Origin of the sequence: Gaiella occulta (assembly GCF_003351045.1) — a bacterium.
GTDB classification, from domain to species: Bacteria; Actinomycetota; Thermoleophilia; order Gaiellales; family Gaiellaceae; genus Gaiella; species Gaiella occulta.
This window is the reverse complement of the sequence record NZ_QQZY01000003.1, coordinates 121,560-144,357: the sequence shown is the minus strand read 5'-3', so window position 1 is coordinate 144,357 and position 22,798 is coordinate 121,560. Positions and strand designations below refer to the sequence as shown.

Annotated in this window: 19 protein-coding genes and 1 tRNA gene; 2 read left to right on the top strand and 18 right to left on the bottom strand. The window is 70.2% G+C overall.

Annotated features, from left to right (window positions below; all coding sequences use genetic code 11):
- Window positions 1-70: 70 nt before the first annotated feature.
- From rpoC to Gocc_RS07575, 10 genes are all read right to left on the bottom strand, one after another.
- On the bottom strand, window positions 71-4,606 hold the full coding sequence (gene rpoC, locus Gocc_RS07625) for a DNA-directed RNA polymerase subunit beta' (RefSeq protein ID WP_220150514.1): 4,536 nt from the start codon (window positions 4,604-4,606) through the stop codon (window positions 71-73).
- 108 nt (window positions 4,607-4,714) lie between these two features.
- Window positions 4,715-8,332 carry a DNA-directed RNA polymerase subunit beta gene (rpoB, locus tag Gocc_RS07615; protein WP_181813503.1) on the bottom strand — a complete coding sequence of 1,206 codons (3,618 nt, stop codon included), beginning with the start codon at window positions 8,330-8,332 and terminating at the stop codon, window positions 4,715-4,717.
- Between the two features lie 215 nt (window positions 8,333-8,547).
- Window positions 8,548-8,934: a 50S ribosomal protein L7/L12 gene (gene rplL, locus Gocc_RS07610; RefSeq protein ID WP_114795945.1), complete on the bottom strand. Its 387-nt coding sequence runs from the start codon at window positions 8,932-8,934 to the stop codon at window positions 8,548-8,550.
- Between the two features lie 5 nt (window positions 8,935-8,939).
- Window positions 8,940-9,617: a 50S ribosomal protein L10 gene (gene rplJ, locus Gocc_RS07605; protein WP_114795944.1), complete on the bottom strand. Its 678-nt coding sequence runs from the start codon at window positions 9,615-9,617 to the stop codon at window positions 8,940-8,942.
- A gap of 196 nt (window positions 9,618-9,813) precedes the next feature.
- Window positions 9,814-10,545 (bottom strand): 50S ribosomal protein L1, encoded by a 732-nt coding sequence (rplA, locus tag Gocc_RS07600; RefSeq protein ID WP_114795943.1) that lies wholly within the window; start codon window positions 10,543-10,545, stop codon window positions 9,814-9,816.
- Entirely contained in the window at window positions 10,542-10,970 is a 429-nt protein-coding gene (gene rplK / locus Gocc_RS07595; RefSeq protein ID WP_114795942.1) for a 50S ribosomal protein L11, read from the bottom strand. Before rplK ends, rplA begins: the two co-directional genes overlap by 4 nt.
- 100 nt (window positions 10,971-11,070) lie before the next feature.
- Complete coding sequence (gene nusG, locus Gocc_RS07590) at window positions 11,071-11,604, bottom strand: transcription termination/antitermination protein NusG (protein ID WP_114795941.1); 534 nt, start codon at window positions 11,602-11,604, stop codon at window positions 11,071-11,073.
- Between the two features lie 7 nt (window positions 11,605-11,611).
- Window positions 11,612-11,938 carry a preprotein translocase subunit SecE gene (gene secE, locus Gocc_RS07585; protein ID WP_114795940.1) on the bottom strand — a complete coding sequence of 109 codons (327 nt, stop codon included), beginning with the start codon at window positions 11,936-11,938 and terminating at the stop codon, window positions 11,612-11,614.
- Entirely contained in the window at window positions 11,939-12,100 is a 162-nt protein-coding gene (gene rpmG / locus Gocc_RS07580) for a 50S ribosomal protein L33 (RefSeq protein WP_114795939.1), read from the bottom strand.
- 41 nt (window positions 12,101-12,141) lie between these two features.
- Window positions 12,142-12,215 (bottom strand) — tRNA-Met (locus Gocc_RS07575).
- A 198-nt stretch (window positions 12,216-12,413) separates the two neighbouring features.
- On the opposite strand from Gocc_RS07575, the gene Gocc_RS07570 reads away from it, so the two are divergent.
- Together Gocc_RS07570 and Gocc_RS07565 are read left to right on the top strand one after the other, a co-directional pair.
- A complete protein-coding gene (locus Gocc_RS07570; RefSeq protein WP_422717987.1) occupies window positions 12,414-12,959 on the top strand; it encodes a thymidine kinase in 546 nt (181 codons plus the stop codon).
- Between the two features lie 94 nt (window positions 12,960-13,053).
- Window positions 13,054-14,187 (top strand): TIGR04053 family radical SAM/SPASM domain-containing protein, encoded by a 1,134-nt coding sequence (locus Gocc_RS07565; protein WP_220150511.1) that lies wholly within the window; start codon window positions 13,054-13,056, stop codon window positions 14,185-14,187.
- Window positions 14,188-14,200: 13 nt separating this feature from the next.
- Here the strand turns inward: Gocc_RS07565 and Gocc_RS07560 are convergent, their stop codons facing one another.
- The 8 genes from Gocc_RS07560 to Gocc_RS07525 form a co-directional block, all read right to left on the bottom strand.
- Entirely contained in the window at window positions 14,201-14,689 is a 489-nt protein-coding gene (locus Gocc_RS07560) for a COX15/CtaA family protein (protein WP_181813463.1), read from the bottom strand.
- Window positions 14,690-14,920: 231 nt separating this feature from the next.
- On the bottom strand, window positions 14,921-16,057 hold the full coding sequence (locus Gocc_RS07555) for an alcohol dehydrogenase catalytic domain-containing protein (protein ID WP_114795937.1): 1,137 nt from the start codon (window positions 16,055-16,057) through the stop codon (window positions 14,921-14,923).
- Window positions 16,057-17,166, bottom strand: a complete 1,110-nt coding sequence (locus Gocc_RS07550) for a mandelate racemase/muconate lactonizing enzyme family protein (protein ID WP_114795936.1) — start codon at window positions 17,164-17,166, stop codon at window positions 16,057-16,059. The genes Gocc_RS07555 and Gocc_RS07550 overlap by 1 nt, the downstream gene beginning before the upstream one ends.
- Window positions 17,166-17,693, bottom strand: coding sequence for a formaldehyde-activating enzyme (locus Gocc_RS07545; protein WP_114795935.1), 528 nt, complete (start codon window positions 17,691-17,693; stop codon window positions 17,166-17,168). The genes Gocc_RS07550 and Gocc_RS07545 overlap by 1 nt, the downstream gene beginning before the upstream one ends.
- A gap of 11 nt (window positions 17,694-17,704) precedes the next feature.
- Window positions 17,705-18,817, bottom strand: a complete 1,113-nt coding sequence (locus Gocc_RS07540; RefSeq protein ID WP_114795934.1) for a zinc-binding dehydrogenase — start codon at window positions 18,815-18,817, stop codon at window positions 17,705-17,707.
- Window positions 18,814-20,874, bottom strand: a complete 2,061-nt coding sequence (locus Gocc_RS07535) for a dipeptide ABC transporter ATP-binding protein (RefSeq protein ID WP_220150510.1) — start codon at window positions 20,872-20,874, stop codon at window positions 18,814-18,816. Before Gocc_RS07535 ends, Gocc_RS07540 begins: the two co-directional genes overlap by 4 nt.
- Window positions 20,871-21,671 (bottom strand): ABC transporter permease, encoded by an 801-nt coding sequence (locus Gocc_RS07530; RefSeq protein ID WP_220150509.1) that lies wholly within the window; start codon window positions 21,669-21,671, stop codon window positions 20,871-20,873. The genes Gocc_RS07535 and Gocc_RS07530 overlap by 4 nt, the downstream gene beginning before the upstream one ends.
- Window positions 21,672-21,781: 110 nt before the next feature.
- On the bottom strand, window positions 21,782-22,789 hold the full coding sequence (locus Gocc_RS07525; RefSeq protein WP_181813462.1) for an ABC transporter permease: 1,008 nt from the start codon (window positions 22,787-22,789) through the stop codon (window positions 21,782-21,784).
- Window positions 22,790-22,798: the final 9 nt, after the last annotated feature.

Below are 22,798 nucleotides of genomic sequence, written 5' to 3'. Positions count from 1 at the left end.
GCGACGCCGTCACAGTCCCGACAGGCGACGGCTTGGGGGCGCCGAGACCGGGTCTCGGCGCCCCGTCGCATTACGTCTCCTCGGTCGGCTCCGGCGGCGCGTCCTCGACGGGGATGTCCTCGTCGAAGCCCAGCCCGAGCGAGGTCAGGTCGATGTCGACGTCACCGATCTCCTCGAGCGCCGCCAGCAGCTCCTGCGCCTCTGCGGCGAACATCGAGGACGGCAACGGCTCCGCCGGCTCGATCTCGATGTTCCGGTACTTCTTCAGACCGGTCGCGGCCGGGATCAGCTTGCCGATGATGACGTTCTCCTTGAGCCCGAGCAGGCGATCGATCTTGCCCTCGATCGCGGCGTCGGTGAGCACCTTCGTCGTCTCCTGGAACGATGCCGCCGAGAGGAACGACTCGGTCGCGAGCGACGCCTTCGTGATCCCGAGGATGAGCGGCTCGAAGCTCGCCCGCTCCTTCTTCGCCTTCGCGGCATCCTCGTTGGCACGGCCCAGCACGACCTTGTCGACGAGCTGTCCCGGCAGCAGCGCCGTGTCGCCCGCGCTCTCGACGCGCACCTTCTTCAGCATCTGCCGGACGATCAGCTCGATGTGCTTGTCGTGGATGTCCACGCCCTGCGACTTGTAGACCTTCTGCACCTCGCCCACGAGGTACAGCTCCGTCGCAGTCGAGCCCTTGAGCGCCAGCAGCTCCGCCGGGGCGATCGAGCCCTCGTTGAGGGGATCGCCGGCCTCGACCAGCTGGCCGTTGCCGACGAGGAAGCGGGTACGCCGCGGGAACGAATACTCCTTCGCCGGGATCGGCTCGCCGTTCTCGTCGAGGCTCGACGGGACGACCGACACCTTGATCGTGCGGTCGGCCTCCTCGATCTCCACCTTGCCCGCCACCTCGGCGAGCGTGGCCGCGCCCTTGGGGTTGCGCGCCTCGAAGATCTCGACGACGCGCGGCAGACCGTGCGTGATGTCCGCGCCGGCGACGCCGCCGGTGTGGAACGTGCGCATCGTCAGCTGGGTGCCGGGCTCGCCGATCGACTGCGCGGCGATGATCCCCACCGCGTCCCCGACCTCGCAGATGTCTCCCGTGGCGAGGAAGGTGCCGTAGCATGCCCGGCAGACGCCGAGCTCGCTGCGGCACTTCAGCACCGAGCGCACCGGCACGTGGTAGCCCTCGGCATGCTCTTCGAGGCCCGCGAGCAACTCCTGCAGGAGCGGCAGCGTGAGCTCCGTCCCGGCCGCGGCCAGCACCGTCTTGCCGGGCTTGCCGTCCTTGAGCGGCTTGTGCACGTCGACCGCGAGCACGCGTCCGGCGACGCTCCTGTTGAGCTGGCCGTCGAGCATCGCCGGCAGCTCCACGTAGTCGCTCGTGCCGCAGTCGAGGTCGCGGATGATGACGTCCTGCGACACGTCGACGAGACGGCGGGTCAGGTAGCCCGAGTCCGCGGTGCGCAGCGCCGTGTCCGCGAGGCCCTTGCGCGCGCCGTGCGTCGAGATGAAGTACTCGAGCACCGACAGCCCTTCCATGAAGTTGGCCTTGATCGGGCGCTCGATGATCTCGCCTTTCGGATTGGCCATCAACCCGCGCATGCCGGCCAGCTGGCGGATCTGGTTGAAGGAGCCGCGCGCGCCCGAGTTGGCCATCATGAAGATGGGGTTCGTCTCGTGGAGCGTCTCCTTCATCGCGTCCGCGACCCTGTCCGTGGCCTCGGTCCAGATCGCCACGATGCGCTCGTGGCGCTCGTCCTCGGTCATCAAGCCGCGCTCGTACTCCCGCTCGACCTTGCCCACCTCGGCCTCGTACTGCGCGAGGATGGCCTCCTTCTCGGGCGGGATCACGACGTCGTTCTTCGAGACCGTGATGCCGGCCTGGGTCGCGTAGCGGAAGGCGAGCGCCTTGATCGTGTCGAGCACGGTGGCGACGGTGTGCGCCCCGTAGCTGTTCACGAGCTCGGCGATGAACGCATCGAGATCGCGCTTCGAGAGGGCGCGGTTGATGAACCTGTGCCCCTCCGCGCCGCCGCGGTGGACAGCGGCCTGGAGCGACCGCTGGATCTCGATGTTGAAGATCGCACGCCCCGGCGTGGTGAGCACGAGCTCGCCCTGCCAGCGGAACTCGATCGGCTCCTGCAGCCGGATCTGGCCCGCCTCGACCGCGAACTGCACCTCGTCCTCGCCGCGGAACCGCTTGAGACCGTCCTTGCCGAGCTTCTTCGCGATCTCCGCGGCCGTCGACGCCGCCAGGTCGTGCTCGCAGTAGGTGAGCACGTACGACCCGAGCACCATCTCCTGCGTCGGCGTCGCGAGCGGACGCCCGTGCGCCGGTGAGAGGATGTTGTTCGCCGACAGCATCAGGATGCGCGCCTCGGCCTGCGCCTCCGCGGAGAGCGGCAGGTGCACGGCCATCTGGTCGCCGTCGAAGTCCGCGTTGAAGGCATGGCAGACGAGCGGGTGCACCTGGATCGCCTTGCCCTCGACGAGGATCGGCTCGAACGCCTGGATGCCGAGCCGGTGCAGCGTCGGTGCGCGGTTGAGCAGCACCGGGTGCTCGGCGATGACCTCCTCGAGCACGTCCCAGACGTCCGGGGACATCGACTCGACGTGCTTCTTTGCCGCCTTGATGTTCTGCACGGCCTTGCGCTCGACGAGCCTGCTCATGATGAAGGGCTTGAACAGCTCGAGCGCCATCAGCTTCGGCAGGCCGCACTGGTGCAGCTTGAGATTCGGGCCGGCGACGATGACAGATCGGCCCGAGTAGTCGACGCGCTTGCCGAGCAGGTTCTGACGGAACCGGCCCTGCTTGCCCTTGAGCATGTCGGACAGCGACTTCAGCGGCCGGTTGCCCGGGCCGGTGACCGCGCGGCCGCGGCGGCCGTTGTCGAACAGCGCGTCGACGGCCTCCTGCAGCATGCGCTTCTCGTTGTTGACGATGATCTCGGGCGCGCCGAGGTCGAGCAGCCGCTTGAGCCGGTTGTTGCGGTTGATGACGCGGCGGTAGAGGTCGTTCAGGTCGGACGTGGCGAAGCGGCCGCCGTCGAGCTGCACCATCGGGCGCAGCTCCGGCGGGATCACCGGCACGGCCTCGAGGATCATCCACTCCGGCTTGTTCTCGGACTTGATGAACGCCTCGACGACCTTCAGCCGCTTGATCGCGCGCTGCTGCTTCTGGCCCTTCGACGTCTTGATCGTCTCGCGCAGGGCGCGGGACTCCTCGACGAGGTCGAGGTCGCGGAGCAGGTCGCGGATCGCCTCGGCGCCCATCCCGCCCCGGAAGTACTGGCCGAACCCGTACGGCGAGCCGAACCTGTCCTTGAGCTCGCGGAACAGCTGCTCGTCGTTGACGACGAGCTTCGGCTCCAGCTCGCGGAACAGCTTCCACGTCTCCTCGAGCCGGCGCACGCCCTCGACGGCGGCCTCGCGCGAGTCGTCGCGGCGCGAGTCCATGTCCTGCACCATCTCGCGCACCTTGAGCGCCCACTGGCCGACCACGTCGAGGTCGTCCTTCCTGGCGCCGGGCAGCAGGCAGAGGTCGTACGCGAGCTCGCGCACCTCCTCCGCGCTCTGGCCGGCCTGCGCCTGCGCGAGCACGTCCGCGAGCAGGCCGTTACCGACCTCGCGTGCCTTGTCGAGGTTCTTGGCGTCGACGGACGCGACGAGCGCGGCGTCCTCGCCGGCCAGCTCGGCGCCCGACGTGAGCGCGTCGATCAGCCTGTGCAGGTGCTTGGTGATGGCGCCCTTCTTCGACCCGGTCGCCGTCTCGAGCTCCGCGCGCAGCGGGTCGAGCGCCTCGTGGATCTCCTGCGCGGCGGTCGCGACCGACTCGATCTCGCGCGGCGAGAGCTTGCGATCCTCGCGGGTCGCCGTCTGGCGTACGAGCTCGCGGATCTTCTTGCCGTCCTCGGTCGACAGGGTCTTCGCGAGCTGGGGGAAGATGCCGCCCGCAAGCGCGCGCGTCTCCTCCAGCGTCGGCAGCATCTGGTCCTCGGCCCAGTTGTTGAGGCCGCGGGCCCAGAACTCGTCGTCCTCGTCGAAGTTGCGCTCCTTGCCGCTCGCGAAGTAGTCGCGGCGGCGGGCGAGACGATCCTCGATCGCGGCGAGCTGCTCGTCGCGGTCGACGTAGATCTGCTCCGACTCGGCGCGAACCTTGTCCTCCAGGTCGGCCAGGTCGGCGGCGCGCTTCTCGTTGTCGACCGCGGTGACGATCGAGGCGGCGAAGTACAGCACCTTCTCGAGCTCGCGCGGGGCGATGTCGAGCAGGTAGCCGATGCGGCTGGGCACGCCCTTGAAGAACCAGATGTGCGACACGGGCGCGGCCAGGTCGATGTGGCCCATGCGCTCGCGCCGCACCTTCTGCCGCGTCACCTCGACGCCGCAGCGCTCGCAGATGATGCCCTTGTAGCGGACGCGCTTGTACTTGCCGCAGTAGCACTCCCAGTCCTTCGTCGGACCGAAGATGCGCTCGCAGAAGAGGCCGTCGCGCTCGGGCTTGAGCGTGCGGTAGTTGATCGTCTCCGGCTTCGTGACCTCGCCCGACGACCAGTCGCGGATCTGCTTGCTGGACGCGAGCCCGATGCGGATCGCGTCGAATTCGTTGATGTCGATCAAGTGATTTCACCTCCGGCGAAATCACTGGTGAGAATCTGCATGTGTTCCGGGCTCCTCGATATGTCCGCGGTGTACTGAATTTCGTTGGTCATTCGCGCAGGCAAATGACTAGTCGTCCAGCTCGGCATCCGCGAGGCCGACTTCCAGCTCCGCGATGTCCGGGGCTTCGACCCCGTCGAGCGTCTCGTCGGCGGCGACGACCTCGTCGCCTCCCTCGTCCGCTGCGGCGGCGCCCTCCTCGACCTCCTGGGCCGAGAGCTCGCCGGCGGCGCGCACCGCCGCGGGCGACAGGTCGATGCCGAGCTCCTCCGCGGCGCGGAGCAGCTCGTCGTCCTCCTCGCGGACTTCGACCTCGCGGCCGTCGTCCGACTGGACGTGCACGTCGAGCGCCAGGGACTGCATCTCCTTGAGCAGCACCTTGAACGACTCGGGGATCGACGGCTCGGCGATGTTCTCGCCCTTGACGATCGCCTCGTACGCCTTGACACGGCCGATCGTGTCGTCGGACTTGATCGTGAGCATCTCCTGCAAGGTGTAGGCGGCGCCGTACGCCTCGAGCGCCCACACCTCCATCTCGCCGAAGCGCTGGCCGCCGAACTGCGCCTTGCCGCCCAGGGGCTGCTGCGTGACGAGCGAGTACGGGCCGGTGCTGCGGGCGTGGATCTTGTCGTCCACGAGGTGGAGCAGCTTGAGGATGTACATGTAGCCGACGGTGACCTTCTGCTCGAACGGCTCGCCGGTCTTGCCGTTGTAGAGCCGCACCTTGCCCGAGGCCTTGCGGCCGGCCGGGCGGGAGCGGTCGACGTTCATCTTGATCGGCAGGTCCGTCGTCTCGGCCCAGCGCACGAGAGCATCGTCCACGTCGGCCTCCGTGGCGCCGTCGAACACGGGCGTGGCGACCGGATGTGGCTTCGGCGCGTTGATCGGAGCGCGCGGGTTGACGCCGGTGCGCTCGTCGCTGTCGACGAACACGCCGTGGGCGGCCGCCCAGCCGAGGTGCGTCTCGAGGATCTGGCCGATGTTCATGCGGCTCGGCACGCCGAGCGGGTTGAGCACGACGTCCACGGGACGCCCGTCCTCGAGGAACGGCATGTCCTCCTCGGGCACGATCTTCGAGATCACGCCCTTGTTGCCGTGCCGGCCGGCGAGCTTGTCGCCCTCCGAGATCTTGCGCTTCTTCGCCACGAACACGCGCACGAGCTCGTTCACGCCCGGCGGCAGATCGTCGCCGTTGTCGCGCGAGAACGTCTTCACGCCGATCACCTTGCCGCCTTCGCCGTGCGGCACCTTCAGAGAGGTGTCGCGCACCTCGCGCGCCTTCTCCTTGAAGATCGCGCGGATCAGCTTCTCCTCGGCCGTCAGCTCGGTCTCGCCCTTCGGCGTCACCTTGCCGACGAGGAGGTCGCCGGAGCCGACCTCGGCGCCGATGCGCACGACTCCGCGCTCGTCGAGGTTCGCGAGCGACTCCTCCGAGCGGTTGGGGATGTCGCGCGTGATCTCCTCGTCGCCGAGCTTCGTCGAGCGGGCGTCGATCTCGTACTCGTGGATGTGGATCGAGCTGAGCACGTCGTCCTTGACGAGCCGCTCGGAGAGCACGATCGCGTCCTCGAAGTTGTAGCCCTCCCACGGCATGAACGCGACGAGCAGGTTCGCGCCGAGCGCGAGCTCGCCGCCGTCCGTCGAGGAGCCGTCCGCGAGCACGGTGCCCTTCCGCACCTTCTCGCCGAGCCTGACGACCGGCTTCTGGTGGATGAGCGTGCCCTGGTTGGAGCGCATGAACTTGGTGAGGGCGTACTCCTCACGCGTGCCCGCGCCCTCGACGACGATGTGCTCCGCGTCGACGTCGATCACCGTGCCGTCGCCGCGCGAGAGGACGACGTCGCCCGTGTCGACGGCGGCGCGGTACTCGACGCCCGTGCCCACGAGCGGCGCCTGCGGGATCATCAGCGGCACGGCCTGTCGCTGCATGTTCGCGCCCATGAGCGCGCGGTTCGCGTCGTTGTGCTCGAGGAACGGGATCAGCGCCGTCGCGACCGAGACGATCTGCGACGCCGACACGTCCATGTACTGGACGTCCTTCGGCGCGACCATCACCGCCTCGCCCTCGCGGGAGCGGCACAGCACCTGCTCGTTCGCGAACTTGCCCGTCTTCTCGTCGACCTGCTCGGATGCCTGCGCGATCGTGAACTGCGCTTCCTCCGAGGCGTCCAGGTACACGATCTCGTCGGTCACCTTGCCGCCCTTGACGACGCGGTATGGCGTCTGGATGAAGCCGAACTCGGACACGGTCGCCATCGACGCGAGCGAGCCGATGAGGCCGATGTTCGGGCCCTCCGGCGTCTCGATCGGGCACATGCGGCCGTAGTGGGTCGGGTGCACGTCGCGCACCTCGATCGGCGCGCGCTCGCGGGTGAGGCCACCGGCGCCGAGCGCCGACAGGCGCCGGCGATGGGTGAGGCCGGCGAGCGTGTTCGTCTGGTCCATGAACTGCGACAGCTGCGACGAGCCGAAGAACTCCTTCAGCGCCGCCACGACCGGGCGGATGTTGATGATCGTCTGCGGCGTGATCGTGTCCACGTCCTCCGTGGTCATGCGCTCGCGGACGACGCGCTCCATCCGGTACAGGCCGACGCGGAACGCCTCCTGGATGAGCTCGCCGGTGGTGCGCAGACGGCGGTTGCCGAAGTGCTCGTACTCGTCGAGCTCCGCGCGGATCGGGTCGCGGCTGAGCGAGATCGCGTCGGCGGCGAAGTCCTTCGAGTCCTCCGGCACGCCCAGGTTCGCCGGCATGCTGACGAGCTTGCGCACGAGTGCGAGGATGTCCTCCGTCGTCAGCACCCGCGTGTCCTCGGGGACGCCGACGCCGAGCCGCTGGTTCAGCTTGTAGCGGCCGACCTTCGTCAGGTCGTAGCGCTTCGGGTCGAAGAACAGCGCGCGCAGCAGGTTCCGCGCGTTGTCGAGCGTCGGCGGCTCGCCCGGGCGCTGCTTCTTGAACACCTCGATGAGAGCCTCTTCCTCGCGCGTCGAGGGGTCCTTCTCGAGGGTGTTGCGGATGTACACCGAGCCGTCGAAGAGCTCGAGGATCTTCTCGTTCGAGCTCGTGTCGAGCCGGAAGCCGGTCGTCGGGTCCTCGGCCGGCAGCGCACGCAGCAGCGTGGTGATCGGCAGCTTGCGCTTGCGGTCGATGCGCGCGTAGGCGACGCCCTTCTTGTCGATCTCGAGCTCGAGCCACGAGCCGCGGGACGGCATCAGGTTCGCCGTGAACACCTGCTTGGTGGCGTCCTTCGGCTCCATCAGGTAGGCGCCGGGCGAGCGCACGAGCTGCGTCACGATGACGCGCTCGGTGCCGTTGATGATGAACGTCCCCCACTCGGTCATCATCGGGAAGTCGCCCATGAACACCCGCTGCTCGCGGATCTCGCCCGTCTCCGTGTTCACGAAGCGGACGGTCATCGAGAGCGGCGCCTGGTAGGTGAGGTCCTTCTCCCGGCACTCGTTGATCGAGTGCGCCGGCTCGCCGAACTCGTAGTCGGCGAACTCGACGGCGAGCGTACCGGTGTAGTCCTCGATCGGCGAGATGTCGTCGATCGTCTCGCGCAAGCCTTCGTTCAGGAACCACTCGAACGAGGCCTTCTGGATGTCGATCAGGTTGGGGAGGTCGAGGACGTGCTTCAGGCGTGAAAAGGTCTTGCGCGCGCGGGGCGCGACAGCAGTGCTGCTCAAGATGCGACAGCCTCCCTTAACGGCGTGCGGAGTCGGAGGAGCAGAAGCTCGGGGCGGAACCTCGAAGAATAGCGGACGCGCATGCTTCGCCGCAACCGCTTGGGGCGGTGTCGGCAAGCATCCACGGCGACTATACCAGTTTCGGCCGGACGTGTCCGGCCTGCGTGCGCCGCGGGGCGATCGGGCCGCCCGATCGCCCCGCGGCGCACCGCTGCCGGCTACTTCAACTCGACGGACGCGCCTGCCTCCTCGAGCTCCGCCTTCATCTTCTCGGCCTCGTCCTTGGTGACGCCCTCCTTGACCGCGTTCGGGGCACCGTCGACGAGATCCTTCGCCTCCTTCAGACCGAGTCCGGTGATCGCGCGCACGACCTTGATCACCTGGATCTTCTTGTCGCCCGCTCCCGTGAGGACGACGTCGAAGGAGTCCTTCTCCTCCTCCGCCGCACCGTCGCCGCCGCCGCCCGCCGGGGCGGCCGCAGCGACCGCGACCGGAGCGGCGGCGGTCACGCCCCACTCCTCCTCGATCGCGTTCTTCAGCTCCACGAGCTCGAGCACGGTCATCTTGCCGAGCGTCTCGAGCACCTTCGCGGTGTCCGTAGCCATGTTTCCTACTCCTCCTCGTTCGTCTCAGGTTCGATGTTCTCGGCAGGGGATTCCGCCTGCGCGGACTCCGCCCGATCCATGTCCGCATCTTCGGCACCCGCCGCCTGCTCCTCGGCCGGCTCCTCCGCGTCGTCTCCTCCCGGCGCCTCCGCCGCGGCGGAACCGCCGAGCTGCTCGATACGTGCGTCGATGAGCCCGACGAGGTTCCGCAACGGCGCGTCGAGAAGCGCCACGAGCTGGGTCAGCGGCGCCACGATCACGCCCACGAGCTGGGCCTGCAGCACCTCGAGCGGCGGCAGCTTGGCAAGGCTCTCGACGTCGGCGTTGCTGATCGTCTTGCCGGCCAGCACGCCGCCGCGGAGCGTCAGGATCTTCGTCTCCCTGGCGGCGTCGCTGAGCGCCTTGGCGACCCCGACGGGGTTGCCCTCGGCCTCGACGAACGCGATCGCGGTCGGGCCTTCGAGCATGGCGAGCAACGCGTCGGCGCCCGCGGCCTCGGCGGCACGCCGCGTCAGCGTGTTCTTCACCACCGTCAGCTTCGCGCCGTGCTCGACGAGCTCGGTGCGAAGCCGCGACAGCTGGCTGTTCGTCAGGCCGCGGTAGTCGGCCACGATGAGCGCGTCCGCCGAGCGCAGTCGCTCGGTCAGCTCCTCCACCACCTGCTGCTTGTCAGCTTTGTGCATCCTCCACCTCCTCTCTCACGCTTCGAGCCCGCGGAGGCGGGCTCGAAGGAGGAGCGGCGATGTGCCGGTCAACGCTGCGAGGCCACCTCGGCCGGGCTTCCGCCCTCGTTCGAGGGCTGCCGGCGGTCTTCGGCGACGGGCTTGTGGGTCGAACAACGTCCGGCGCGGCGGGCCGAGGCCCGCCGCGCCGGCTCACTCATGCCGGAACGGCCTCCTGCTCGAGGTCCTCGAGAATGCCGCGCGTGCGCGTCGGGTCGACGTGCAGGCCCGGGCCCATCGTCGTCGTCAGGGTGATGGCCTTGATGTAGCGACCCTTCGAGGCGGCGGGCTTGGCGCGCACGATCTCCTCGACGAGCGTGGCGTAGTTCTCGAGCAGCGCCCTCTCGTCGAAGCTCCGCTTGCCGATCGTCACGTGCACGTTCGCGCCGCGGTCGGTGCGGTACTCGAGCTTGCCCGCCTTCGCATCCTGCACCGCCTTGGCGACGTCGAACGTGACGGTGCCGGTCTTGGGGTTCGGCATCAGGCCGCGGGGGCCGAGCACGCGCCCGAGCTTGCCGACGTTGCCCATCTGGTCGGGCGTCGCGATCGCGACGTCGAAGTCGACGAAGCCGCCCTCGACCCTCGCCGCGAGGTCGGCCGAGCCGACGATGTCGGCGCCCGCCTCCTCGGCCTCGCGCGCCTTGTCGCCCTCGGCGAAGACCGCGACGCGCGTGACGCGGCCGGTGCCGTGCGGCAGCATCAGCGTGCCGCGCAGCTGCTCGTCGGCGTGACGAACGTTGAGCCCGAGGCGGAAGTGCGCCTCGACGCTCTCGTCGAAGCGTGCGCCCTCGATCTCCTTGAGGAGCCTGATCGCCTCCGCGGGCGAGTACAGCGCCTCGCGGTCGATCCTCGCGCGCGCCGCCTCGTACCGCTTCCCGTGGCCGCTCACGCTTCCACCACCTCCACGCCCATCGAACGTGCCGTGCCGGCGATCACCTTCATCGCCTGCTCGACGTCGTTCGCGTTCAGGTCGGGCATCTTCGTCTCCGCGATCGAGCGCAGCTGGGCCTGCGTGAGCTTGCCGACCTTGGTGCGGTTCGGCTCGGCGGAGCCCGACTGGATGTTCAGGGCTTCCTTGATCAGCACCGCCGCGGGCGGAGTCTTGGTGATGAACGAGAACGAGCGGTCCTCGTAGACCGTGATCTCGACCGGGATGATGCGGCCGTTCTCGTGCGCCGTCTGGGCGTTGAACGCCTTCGTGAACTCCACGATGTTGACCCCGTGCTGGCCCAGCGCCGGACCGACCGGAGGCGCCGGGTTGGCCTGGCCGCCCGGGATCTGGAGCTTGATGAGTGTGAGGACTTTCTTTGCCATATGCGTGAGTGCCGACGGGGCTGCTCGCCCCTCCTCCCGTCTTGTCGATGGTTCTATCGCGTGCCGTACCAGCGGGCGAGGCATGCCTCGCCCTCCGTCTCTAGTCGATCTTCTTCACCTGGTCGAAGCCGAGCTCGACCGGAACCTGGCGCTCGAAGATGTCCACGAGCACCTTCAGCTTCTGCGCGTCGGGGTTGACGTCGACGATCTCGCCGTCGAAGTCGGAGAGCGGGCCGGACGTCACCTTCACCGACTCGCCGAGAGAGAACTGCGCCTGCGACTTGGCGGCGGGCACGCCGGCCGAGCCGGCCGTATGCAGGATGCGGTCGACCTCGCCCTGCGAGAGCGGCACGGGCTTGGCACCGGCGCCGACGAAGCCGGTCACGCCGGGGGTGCCCTTCACCACCGTCCACGCCTCGTCGCTGAGATCCATGTTCACGAGCACGTATCCCGGCAGCACGCGCTTCTCGACCTGCACCTTCTGGCCGTCCTTCGTCTCGATCACCTGCTCCGTCGGGACGACCACGCGCCGGAAGCGCGGCTGCTGGTTCATCGAGACGATGCGGTGCTCGAGATTGGCCTTGACCTTGTTCTCGTGCCCGGAATAGGTGTTGATCACGTACCAGTGGAACATCTCGGCCTCACTGACCCAGGAGAACGTCGCGGACGAAGGGGCGCAGCACCTGATCCGCACCCCAGAGGTAGGCGCCCACGATCGCGCAGGCGACGAGCACGACGACCGTGCCCTGGATCACCTGCGGGCGGGTCGGCCAGTCGACCTTGCGCAGCTCGGCCCACGACTCGCGCAAGAAGCCGCCGCGCCGTGCGCGCTCGAGCGGCGCGACCGAGCCCGACGAGGCGTCCGCGCCGGCCCGCGCGGGGGCCGGTACCCCGCCACGCGGCGCCGCGGGCTGCTCGCCGGCCGCGCGGCGCGCGTCGCGTCGCTGCCTGCGGGTCTCGCCTGACACCTAGCGCGTCTCCCGGTGGATCGTGTGGGAGCCGCACCAGCGGCAGTACTTCTTGAACTCGACCCGGTCGGGTGAGTTCCGCTTCGACTTCTGTGTCTGGTAGTTGCGCCGCTTGCACTCCGTGCAGGCGAGCGTGATCGCGACTCGGACTCCGGTGGCCATCTCTTCTTCTCGTCAGTGTGGGTGGGAAAGGGCGTGCGAGGTAGCGGCGGTAGGACTCGAACCTACGACACGCGGATTATGATTCCGCTGCTCTAACCAGCTGAGCTACGCCGCCGAGCGGTCCCGCAGTGTAGCAGGGGCTCGCAGGCGCAGACCCCTACCCTCTCAGGGCAAGAGCCGCTTGCGCAGGCCCGTGCACCCTAGCGAAGATCGCGTCGCCGCGCTGTCCGGCCGACGCCGGATCTACGATCGCGAGACCGTGATCCGCATCCCCCCACAGCGCGGCGGCTGGCTCGAGGTGATCTGCGGGCCGATGTTCTCCGGCAAGAGCGAGGAGATGATCAGACGGCTCCGCCGCGCCGAGATCGCCGGCCAGCGCGTCGTCATCTTCAAGCCCCGCATCGATGACCGCTACGACGCCACGGACGTCGTCTCCCACGCGGGCGCAAGCATGCGCGCGGCCGCCGTCGAGAGCGTCCCCGAGCTCACCGCACGGGCGGCCGCGTACGACGTCGTCGGCATCGACGAGGTGCAGTTCTTCGACGAGTCGATCGTCGCGGCCGCGCTCGACCTCGCCGACCGCGGCCTCCGCGTCATCATCTCGGGCCTCGACCAGGACTTCCGCCGCCTGCCGTTCGGCGTCATGCCCGAGCTGCTCGCCCACGCGGAGTTCGTCGACAAGCTGCAAGCCGTCTGCCACCGCTGCGGCGGCACCGCGACGACGACGCAGCGCCTCGTCGACGGCCGTCCCGCCCCCTACTCCGGCGATACCGTCGTCGTCGGCGCCGCCGAGCAGTACGAGGCGCGCTGCCGCGACTGCCACGAGGCGGGCGCCGACGCCGTCGCCCTCGTGGCGTAGACGCGCCCCTCGCGCTCCGTCTGCGGCTTTACCGCAGCGCGGATCGTCGTCCGCGCGGATGCGCGGCAGCGCCCGCGCGATGACGTTTACGAGGGTGGCCTCTCCTGCATCCGCGCCCGGCGCCCGCTCGCGCATCGATCTCGACCGTCGGCCCATCCTCGTCTTCTGGGAATCGACGCGAGCGTGCCTGCTCGCCTGCCGGCACTGCCGCGCCGAGGCGCAGCCGCTTCCGGTTCCCGGGGAGCTGACGCCGAGCGAGGCGACGCGCTTCCTCGACTCGCTCACCGCCTTCGGCCGGCCGGCGCCGGTTCTCGTCATCACCGGCGGAGACGCGCTCATGCGCCCCGACCTGCCCACGCTCATCGCCCATGCGCGAGAGGTCGGCGTCCCCGTCGCTCTCGCCCCCAGCGTGACGCCGCTGCTCACCGACGAGCGGCTCGCCGCCTGTCGGACGCTGGGCGTCAAGGCCGTCTCGGTGAGCCTGGACGGCGCGAGCGCGGCGACGCACGAGGGGATGCGCCGGGTCGACGGCCACTTCGCGGAGACGCTGTCCGCCCTGTGCCGTCTCCGCGCGCATCGGTTCGTGATCCAGGTCAACACGGCCGTCACGCACGACAACGTCCACGAGTTGCCCCGCATCGCGCGCATCGTGCGCGACGCCGGAGCGTCGATCTGGGAGGTGTTCTTCCTCGTGCCGGTGGGACGCGGCACGGCCCTGGGCGCGCTCGGCCCGGCCGAGAACGAGGATGTATGCCAGTTCCTCTACGACGCCTCCCGCTACGGGTTCGTCGTGCGGACGGTGGAAGGGCCGATGTTCCGTCGCGTCGTCGCCTGGCGGGAGACGGAGCGCCCCGGCCAGCGCCGCGGCCCTCTCTACGAGCGGCTGCAGGCCGAGCTCGTCGACGAGCTCGGTCCGCCGACATCGCCGTCGAAGGCGCAGACGAAGGGAACGCGCGACGGTCGCGGCATCCTCTTCGTGTCGGCGACCGGAGACGTGTACCCCGCCGGATTCCTGCCCATCGCGCTCGGGAACGTCAAGCGCGACGACGTGGCGGGCATCTACCGCGACCATCCGCTGCTGCAGGACATCCGTGCCGCGCGCTTCCACGGCAAGTGCGGGCGCTGCGAGTACCGGACGCTGTGCGGCGGCTCACGTGCCCGTGCCTTCGCCGCCGCCGGCGACGCGCTCGCGGAGGATCCCGCCTGCGCGTACGAGCCCGACGGCTGAGCCGCGCCTGCTCTCAGGAGAGGGCTGCGGGCGCCGGGCGCGCCTGCGATCCCGCGCGGGCTCCACGCAGCGGCGCCCGCCCCACGGCCGTCGCGAGGCCGACGAGCGACGCCCACACGGCCCCCGCCCCTGCGACGTGCAGCATCTCGAGCGCGCTGTGGGCGTCCGATCTGTCGGAGGTGAGCACGAGGGCGATGCCGATCGGCACCTGTGCCGCCGCTGCCGCCGCCGGCAGCACGCCGGCGAGCAGGGGGCCGCGACGGCGCAGGGCCCGCAACGCGGTCGCGACGACGAGGATGGCGACGACGGCGGCCGTCGCGCGGTGGCTGTACTCGATCACCGGGGCCCGGCGCTCGCCGGGAACGACGCCTCCCTCGCAGAGCGGCCAGTCCGGGCAGCCGAGCCCGGACTCGGTCACCCGCACGACGTCGCCGACCGCGACGAGAGCCCAGGCGGAGAGCGCCGAGGCGAGCGCCAGGAGCCGGAAGCCGATGGGCGGCACGTGCCCCATTCAAGCGGCCGTCCGGCGGCGAGCGCATGAGCAACCGTGATCAACCGAAGGCGCGCCTGCGCTCTCCCTCCGGCGTCGGATCCGGACTCGGGCGGCGGGCGGCGGCACACGCCGTGTCGTCGTCATCGGCTCCTCGTCGGGTGCGGCGTCTCGCAACATTCCACCGGAAAGCCTTGTTGCGAGACGCCGCACCCGATGCTTGCTGCGTTTGCAGACGGCGCACTAGCGAGGCTCGGGGGCGCCGGCGAGACCGGCGTCCAGCACGAGGACGGTACGCGCGCCCTCACCACGGCGCAGGCGTTCGAGCGCGTCGTTGACGCCGTCGAGGCCGGTCACGTGCGTGACCACCTCGGCGAGGTCGAGGGCGCCGCTCACGGCGAGCTGCGCGAGCTGCGGCAAGTCGGCGGCCGGGTCGCCGGAGCCGTAGTACGAGCCGCGAATGCCCTTGTCGGAGAGGAAGTCGATCGCAGGCAGCGACACCTCGACGCCCGCGGGCGCGAGCCCGACGACGACCGCAGTCGCCGCAGGCCGCAACACCTCCCACGCCATCCGCATCGTCTCGGGCCGGCCGACGACCTCGAACGCATGGTCGACCCCACCTCCACTCTGCTCGCGCACACGCTCAAGCGGCTCCTCCCTCGAGGCGTCGACGGTGTGCGTCGCCCCCCGACGGCGCGCGATCTCGAGCTTGGCGGGATCGCGGTCGACGGCGATGATGGGATCGGCCCCGGCAAGCGCGGCCGCGGCCACGACCTGCAGGCCGACGCCGCCGCACCCGATCACGCAGACGCTGTCGCCCGGGCCGACGCGACCGACGTTGCGCACGGCACCGAAGCCCGTCATGACGCCGCACCCGAGCAGCGCCGCCTGCCACAGCGGCAGCTCGCGCGGCAGCGGCACCGCGCCGTGTGCGTCGACGACCGTGTGCTCGGCGAAGCACGCTGTCATGAGCCCGTGCTGCAGGACGGTGCCGTCCGCAAGGTGCAGCCGCGAGGTGCCGTCCATCAACGTGCCGCGCGCACCGTTCTCGCCCGCGGGCGCGCACATGTTGAAGCGCCCGGCCAGGCACGCCGGACAGGCACGGCACGACGGAACGAACGAGAAGCCGACCGGATCGCCGGGCGCGACATGCGTGACGCCGTCGCCGACCGCCTCGACGATGCCGGCGCCCTCGTGGCCCAGCACCATCGGCCAGCGGCCCTCGCCGAGCGCACCGTCCGCGAGGTGCACATCGGAGTGGCAGACGCCCGCCGCCGCCACGCGCACGAGCACCTCGCCGGCCTTCGGCCCGTCGAGCTCCACCTCCTCGACGGAAAGCGGCTGCCCCGGGCGGTGCAGCACCGCGGCACGTATGCGCATCAGTCGATCCTCCATTCTTCGAGCCGGTCGAGATCGGGTTCGACGCCGAGGCCGGGACCGGCAGGCGGCGCGATCGTGCCGTCGGCGCCGATCGCGATCGGCGCCGGCAGCAGCCAGTCGCGGCGCTCTGCCGACCACGCAGGCGGGTCGTACGGCACCTCCACGTAGGGAACCGTCGAGAACGCGAGCGCCGCGTGCAGGTTCACGAGCAGGCCGTAGCCGTTCGACCAGGTGTGCGGAGACCAGGCGCGTCCCGACAGGTCGGCGAGAGCCGCGACGCGGCGGCAGCCGCCGATGCCGAGCGACAGCACCACGTCGGCCTGCAGCACGTCGATGTGTCCGCGGAGCAGCAGATCGCGCGCCTCCTGCGCCGAGCGCACCATCTCGCCGGCGGCGAGCCGGAGCGTCGTGAGCCGCCGCAGGGCGGCGTACCCGTCCAGGTCGTCGGTGGCGAGCGGCTCTTCGAGCCAGTAGACGCCGAGCGGCTCGAGCGCGCGCGCGACCTGTGCCGCCGTGGCGACGTCCCAGCGGGGCTCGAGGTCGCCGGGCATGCGCCAGCCCTGGTTCGCGTCGACCAAGATCTGCAGCTCGCGCCCGACCGCCTCGCGCACCGCCTTCACGACGGCCACGTCGTCGCGCCAGTCGGGGTGGTGGAAGCGGATCTTGACCGCCTTGACGCCGGCGTCGCGGAGGGAGACGCAGCGTGCGGCACGCTCGGCCGGCTCGACGAGCTCGCCACTCGACGCATACGCGAGCAGCCTCTCCGAGCGGCCGCCGAGCAGCTTCCACACCGGTTGCCCGGTCGCCTTGCCGAGCACGTCCCAGACGGCGGCTTCGACCGTCCACGGCCGTCCGCCGTGGAAGTCGACCGTCTCCTCGAGATCGCGCACGAGCTCGGTGCGGAACGGGTCGAGCCCGACGAGGAACGCCTCGAGCTGCTCGTGGTCGGGCAGATGACCGCCGCTCGCCCAGCCCGTGAAGCCGTCGTCGGTGTGCACGCCGACGAGCGTCGCGTCCTGGTGCAGGCGCGGGACGGGATCCCAGGCAGCGCGGAACGGAGGGTCGAAGGGCACGCGGTAGCGCCTGGCCTCGACGGCGGTGATGCGCATCAGCTGCCGCTGTAGAACGGGCTCGTGAGCGAGTCGCGCTCGGCCACGAGCCGTGCGGCGGCGTGCGGGTCGCGTCCGTGGACACAGGTCGCAAGCGCCTTGCGCACGGCCGTGCGGTTGGACTCGCGCACGGCTGTCTCGTCGTGCGCGTGCGGATCGACCCAGACGGCGACGAGCACGATCAGGTCGCCGGACGCCTCGATCAGCCCGTCGGCGACGGCGTCGAGCACGCCCTGCCCGATCCCGAGCTGCGCCGCGCCCCATGTGATCGTCTGGTGGCCCTCCTCGAGCGCGGTCGCCTTGTTCATCATCAGCGTCGGCGGCCAGATCGGCTCGTACTCCTGCGGGGTCGGCCCCACGCAGCACAGCACCGGCGTATGGCCGGGCGAGGGGTGCGCGAGCATGCCGACCGCCGCGGCCGCCGTGGGGCTGCCGCGCCGGGCGAGGACGACGTTCACGTGGCTGCCGTTCGGCGCCGCTCCGCCCCAGCCTTCGCCGACGCGGCCGTCGAGTTCGTGCAGATCCATCTTGCTCCTTGTCAGGTCGTGAGGTCGAGGACGACGCGGAGCGCATCGCCCGTCTTCATGAGCGCGAATGCCTGCTCGACCTCGTCGAGCGGCAGCCGGTGCGACACGAGCCGGTCGAGAGGCAACCGCCCCGAGCGGTACAGGTCGAGGGTGAGCGGGAAGTCGCGCTCCGGCTTCGACGAGCCGTAGATCGAGCCGAGCACGCGGCGCTCGCTGCGCGGGATCGTGAGCGCCGGCAGCGGCAACACGGCGTCTGCGCGCGGAATCCCGATGAGCACGGCCGCGCCGCGCGGCCGCAGCGACAGGTAGGCCGCGAGCATCGCCTCCGAGCGCCCGGTGGCCTCGATCGCGTAGTCGACGCCGCCGCCCGAGGCCTCGCGCACGGCCTCGGCCGTCGCCTCGGCGCTCCCGGCCCACAGCACCCCCGCGGCGGCACCGAACGAGCGCGCGACCTCGAGCTTCGGAGGTGCGGCGTCGACGGCGACGACGGGCTCGGCGCCGACCGCGACGGCCGCCATCAGCGCCGACAGCCCGACACCGCCGCAGCCGATCACCGCGACCCGGTCGCCCGGTTGCACGCCCGCCGTCCGCCACACCGACCCGACGCCCGTCGTCACGGCGCAGCCGACGAGCCCTGCGACGTCGAACGGGATGTCCTTCGCGATCGGCACGCAGCATTTCTCCGGCACCACACACGCCTCTGCGAAGGTCGAGAGGAACGAATAGTGGTATACGGGCTCGCCGTCGCGCGACAGGCGCGTCGTGCCGTCCATGAGGCCGCCCGTGCCCATCGCGGGCCAGGCGGTCGAGCAGAGCCATGGGAGATCGCGCGTGCACTCGCTGCACGTCCCGCACCACGGCGCCCACGACAACGCCACGTGGTCGCCCACGCGGACGCGCACGACCCCGTCGCCAACCGCCTCGACGACGCCGGCGCCCTCGTGGCCGAGGACCGCGGGACAGCGGGTCTCGGCGGTGCCGTCGATCGCGTTGTAGTCGGAATGGCAGACGCCGGAGGCGCCGAGGCGCACGAGCACCTCGCCCGCGCCCGGCGGCGCGAGGTCGAGCTCCTGCACGGCGTGGGGGCCGCCCGTGCGCTCGAGCACGGCAGCGCGGATCTTCATACCTTCACCTCCCGGCGCGCCGGCGGCGCGCCCGCAGCCTGCAGGGAACGGAGCTCCTCGAGCGAGATGTGGCAGCGCATCAGGTGACCCTCCTCGACCTCGACGAGCGGGGGCTCGACCTCGTCGCAGATCGCCCCGAGCCGGCGCGGGCAGCGCGTGTGGAAGACGCAGCCGGTGGGCGGGGAGGCTGCGCTCGGGATGTCGCCTTCGAGCCGGATGCGTTCGCGCTCCGCGCCGTCGACCGTGGGAACGGCGGACAGGAGGGCCTCCGTGTAGGGGTGGTGCGGCCCGGAGAAGACCGCCTCCGACGGGCCGAGCTCCATCAGCCGACCGAGGTAGAGCACGGCGATGCGGTCGGAGATGTAGCGGACGACGCCGAGGTCGTGCGAGATGAAGAGGTACGACACGCCCTGCTGCGCCTGCAGCTCGACGAGCAGGTTCAGGATCGCCGCCTGGACGGACACGTCGAGCGCAGAGGTCGGCTCGTCGCAGACCACGAGCTTCGGGTCGCCCGCGAACGCGCGCGCGATTGCAAGCCGCTGCTTGAGGCCGCCGGAGAGCGAGCTCGGGCGCGCACTCACGTAGCGCTCCGCCAGCCGGACGGAGCGCATGAGCTCGAGCATCCTCTCCTCGGCCGCTCCGCCGGTGATCCCCGCGAGCTTCTTCAGCGCGCGGCGCAGGATGCGGCGCACCTGGTGGCGGCGGTTGAGGGCCGAATCGGGGTTCTGGAACACGATCTGCAGCGAGCGCAGATCGTCACCGGTGCGCTTGCCGAGCGCGCCTCCGAGCTCGCGGCCCTCGAGCAGGACGGCCCCCGAGGTCGGCTGCAGGATGCCGAGCAGCGTGCGCGCGAGCGTCGTCTTGCCGCTTCCGGACTCGCCGACGAGGCCGAGCGTCTCTCCCGGCCAGATGGCGGCCGAGACGCCGACGAGGGCGTGCACGTCGTGGCCCGCCTGCCGGAACACCTTGCCGAGGTCGTCGAACTGCAGCAGCGGCGCAGCGCCTCGGTCAACCGCAGGCAGCGCGAGCTCGGCCGCCGACTCGCGGGGCAGCGACTGCGCGCGGTCGCTGAAGAAGCAGCGGCTCATGTGAGCGTCCGTGGTGAGCTGCACCGGCGGCTCCTCCATGTGGCAGCGCTCCTCGGCGAGCGTGCAGCGACCGACGAAGACGCACCCGGGGAGCTCCTCGCCGACGTTCGGCATGAAGCCGGGGATCGTGTCGAGCCTGCCGTGATCCTTGCGCACACCGCCGCGCGGCACGCAGCGCAGCAGGCCTACGGTGTACGGGTGCCGTGGATCGCGCAGCACCGTCTCGGTGTCGCCCTCCTCGACCAGGCGGCCGGCGTAGAGCACGCCGACGCGGTCGCACATCTTGCGGATGATCCCGAGGTTGTGGCTGATGAAGAGCACCGACGTACGCAGCTCGGCCTGGAGGCGCGCCACGAGGTCGAGCACCTCCGCCTCGACCGTCGCGTCGAGACCGGTCGTGGGCTCGTCGAGGATGAGAAGCGCGGGCTCGGTCGCGAGGGCCATCGCGATCACGACGCGCTGCTGCATGCCGCCCGAGAGCTGGTGCGGGTAGCGGCCCATCACCGATCCGGGATCGGCGATCTGCACCCGCTCGAGGGCATGCCTGGCGAGGTCGGTCGCCTCGTCACGGCCGTTGCCCCGGATGCGGAACACCTCGGCGACCTGCTTGCCGATGCGGATCGAGGGGTTCAAGGCGGTGCCGGGATTCTGGTACACCATCGAGACGGACTCGGAGCGCAGCTTGCGCAGTTGCGCCTCGGTGAGGGAGAGCGCGTCGCGGCCGTCGATGCGCAGGCGGCCCGAGCGCACCCGCCCGTTCCGGGGCAGGTAGTTGACGATGGCGAGCGCTGCGGTCGACTTGCCGCAGCCGGACTCGCCCACGAGTCCGTACGCCTCGCCGCGCTTCACCTCGAGCGAGACGCCGCGCAGGACCTGCCGGTCGCGCCCGCGCACGTTGTAGACGACGTCGAGGCCCTCGAGCTCGAGCGCGAGCGGAGCGTGTTCGACGTGGGTGGCCAGCTCGGTCACCGGTCGACCACCTGCTGCAGTCCGTCGGCGATGAGGTTGACGCCGACGATCAGCGTGGCGATCGCGAGCGAAGGAAACAGCACCGTCCACCAGTACTGGCCCGATGCGAGCAGCGTGTAGTTGTCACTGATCTGCAGCGACCAGTCGGGCGAGGGCGGCTGCACGCCGAAGCCGAGGAAGGTCAGGCCGGCGACCGCGAAGATCGCATACCCGAGGCGGACGGTCGCCTCGACGATAATCGGGCCCATCACGTTCGGAAGGATCTCGGTGAACATCACGTACGGCGCGCGCTCCCCGCGCAGGCGCGCGGCGGCGACATAGTCGAGCTCGCGCTCGCCGAGCACGGACGCGCGCACGGTGCGCCCGACGATCGGCGTGAACACGACGCCGATGACGACGATCAGCGTCCAGTTCGAGCTGCCGAGCGCGACGAGCGCGGTGACGGCGATCACGATCAACGGGAGCGCGAGCACCGCATCGATGATCCGGCTCACGACGTCGTCGACGACGCCGCGGAAGTAGCCGGTGACGAGCCCGACGATCGTGCCGCCGACGATGCCGAGCAGGGTGGCGAGCGGCGCCACCTTCATCACGTCCGTCGCGCCGGCTAGCACACGCGAGAGCACGTCGCGGCCGAGCTGGTCGGTGCCGAGCCAGTGACCGGAGCTGCCGGGCCTGACGAGGATCTCCTCGCCCTGTGCGAGCGGGTCGTGCGGCGTCAAGCGGGAGCCGGCGATCGCCCAGAACACCCAGAATCCGACGATCGCCATACCGACGACGAAGGTCTTCGAGCGCACAAGCTGGCCGAGCGTCTCGCGGCGAGCCTGGCGTGCTTCGTGGGAGCGTCCGGCCGACGGGGGGACGTGGATCTCAGACGGCACCGGCCCGATGTCCCCGATCGGCCCACTCACTCGACGCCGCCGAAGCGAATGCGCGGATTGAGCAGCGAGTAGAGGATGTCGGCGAGAAGCGTCGCGACGAGGTAGACGATGCCAACGATGAGGACGCCGTCCTGCAGCATCACGAAGTCCTTGTTCTGCGCTGCGACGTAGATGCGCTGGCCGATGCCGTTGTAGTTGAACAGCTTCTCGATCACCAGCAGGCCGCCGATCAGGTACCCGACCTGGGTCGCCACGACCGCGATCGTCGGCAAGAGCGAGTTCCGCAGCACGTGCCGGGTCATGACGTGCCTCCCGTCGAGCCCCTTCAGGTACGCGGTACGCGTGTAGTCGGCGTCGACAGCCTCGATCACGCTCGCGCGCGTGATGCGGGCGACGTACCCGAACAACACGGCGACGAGCGCGAGGCTCGGAAGCAGCAGGTACTTCACCTGCGTCACGATATTCGCGCCCTCCGGCGCGGTCGCCGTGACCGGCAGCCACTTCAGCCAGATGCCGATCATGAGGATGAGCACGATCGCGGTCACGAACTCGGGAATGGACGTGAGCGAGAGCCCCGTAATCGTGATCATGCGGTCGACCAGCCGCCCGCGGCGTAAGGCGGCAACGACTCCACCGAGGATGCTGAGCGGGACGAGAAGCACGAAGGCGACGGCGGCAAGCTTGAGCGAGTTGCCGAGCGCCGGACCGAGCAGGCCCCAGACGGGCTCCTTGTACTGGAGTGAGTCGCCGAGGTCACCACGGACGAAACGGCTGATCCAGTCACCGTACTGCACGACGATCGGCCGGTCGACTCCAAGCTCGTGGTTCAGCCGGTCGACCTGCTGCTGGCTCGCGAAGGGCCCGAGCACATTGCGACCCACGTCACCGGGCAGCAACTGCGCCGCCGCGAACACGATCACGCTGAGCAGGAAGAGCGTGGCGAGCGCAAGGCCGAGCCGCTTGAGCAGGAACCGGGCGATGGGGTCTGACTCCTCGGGACGAGACGATGAAAGAGTCGCCGCCGGGGCGTGCATGCCCCGGCG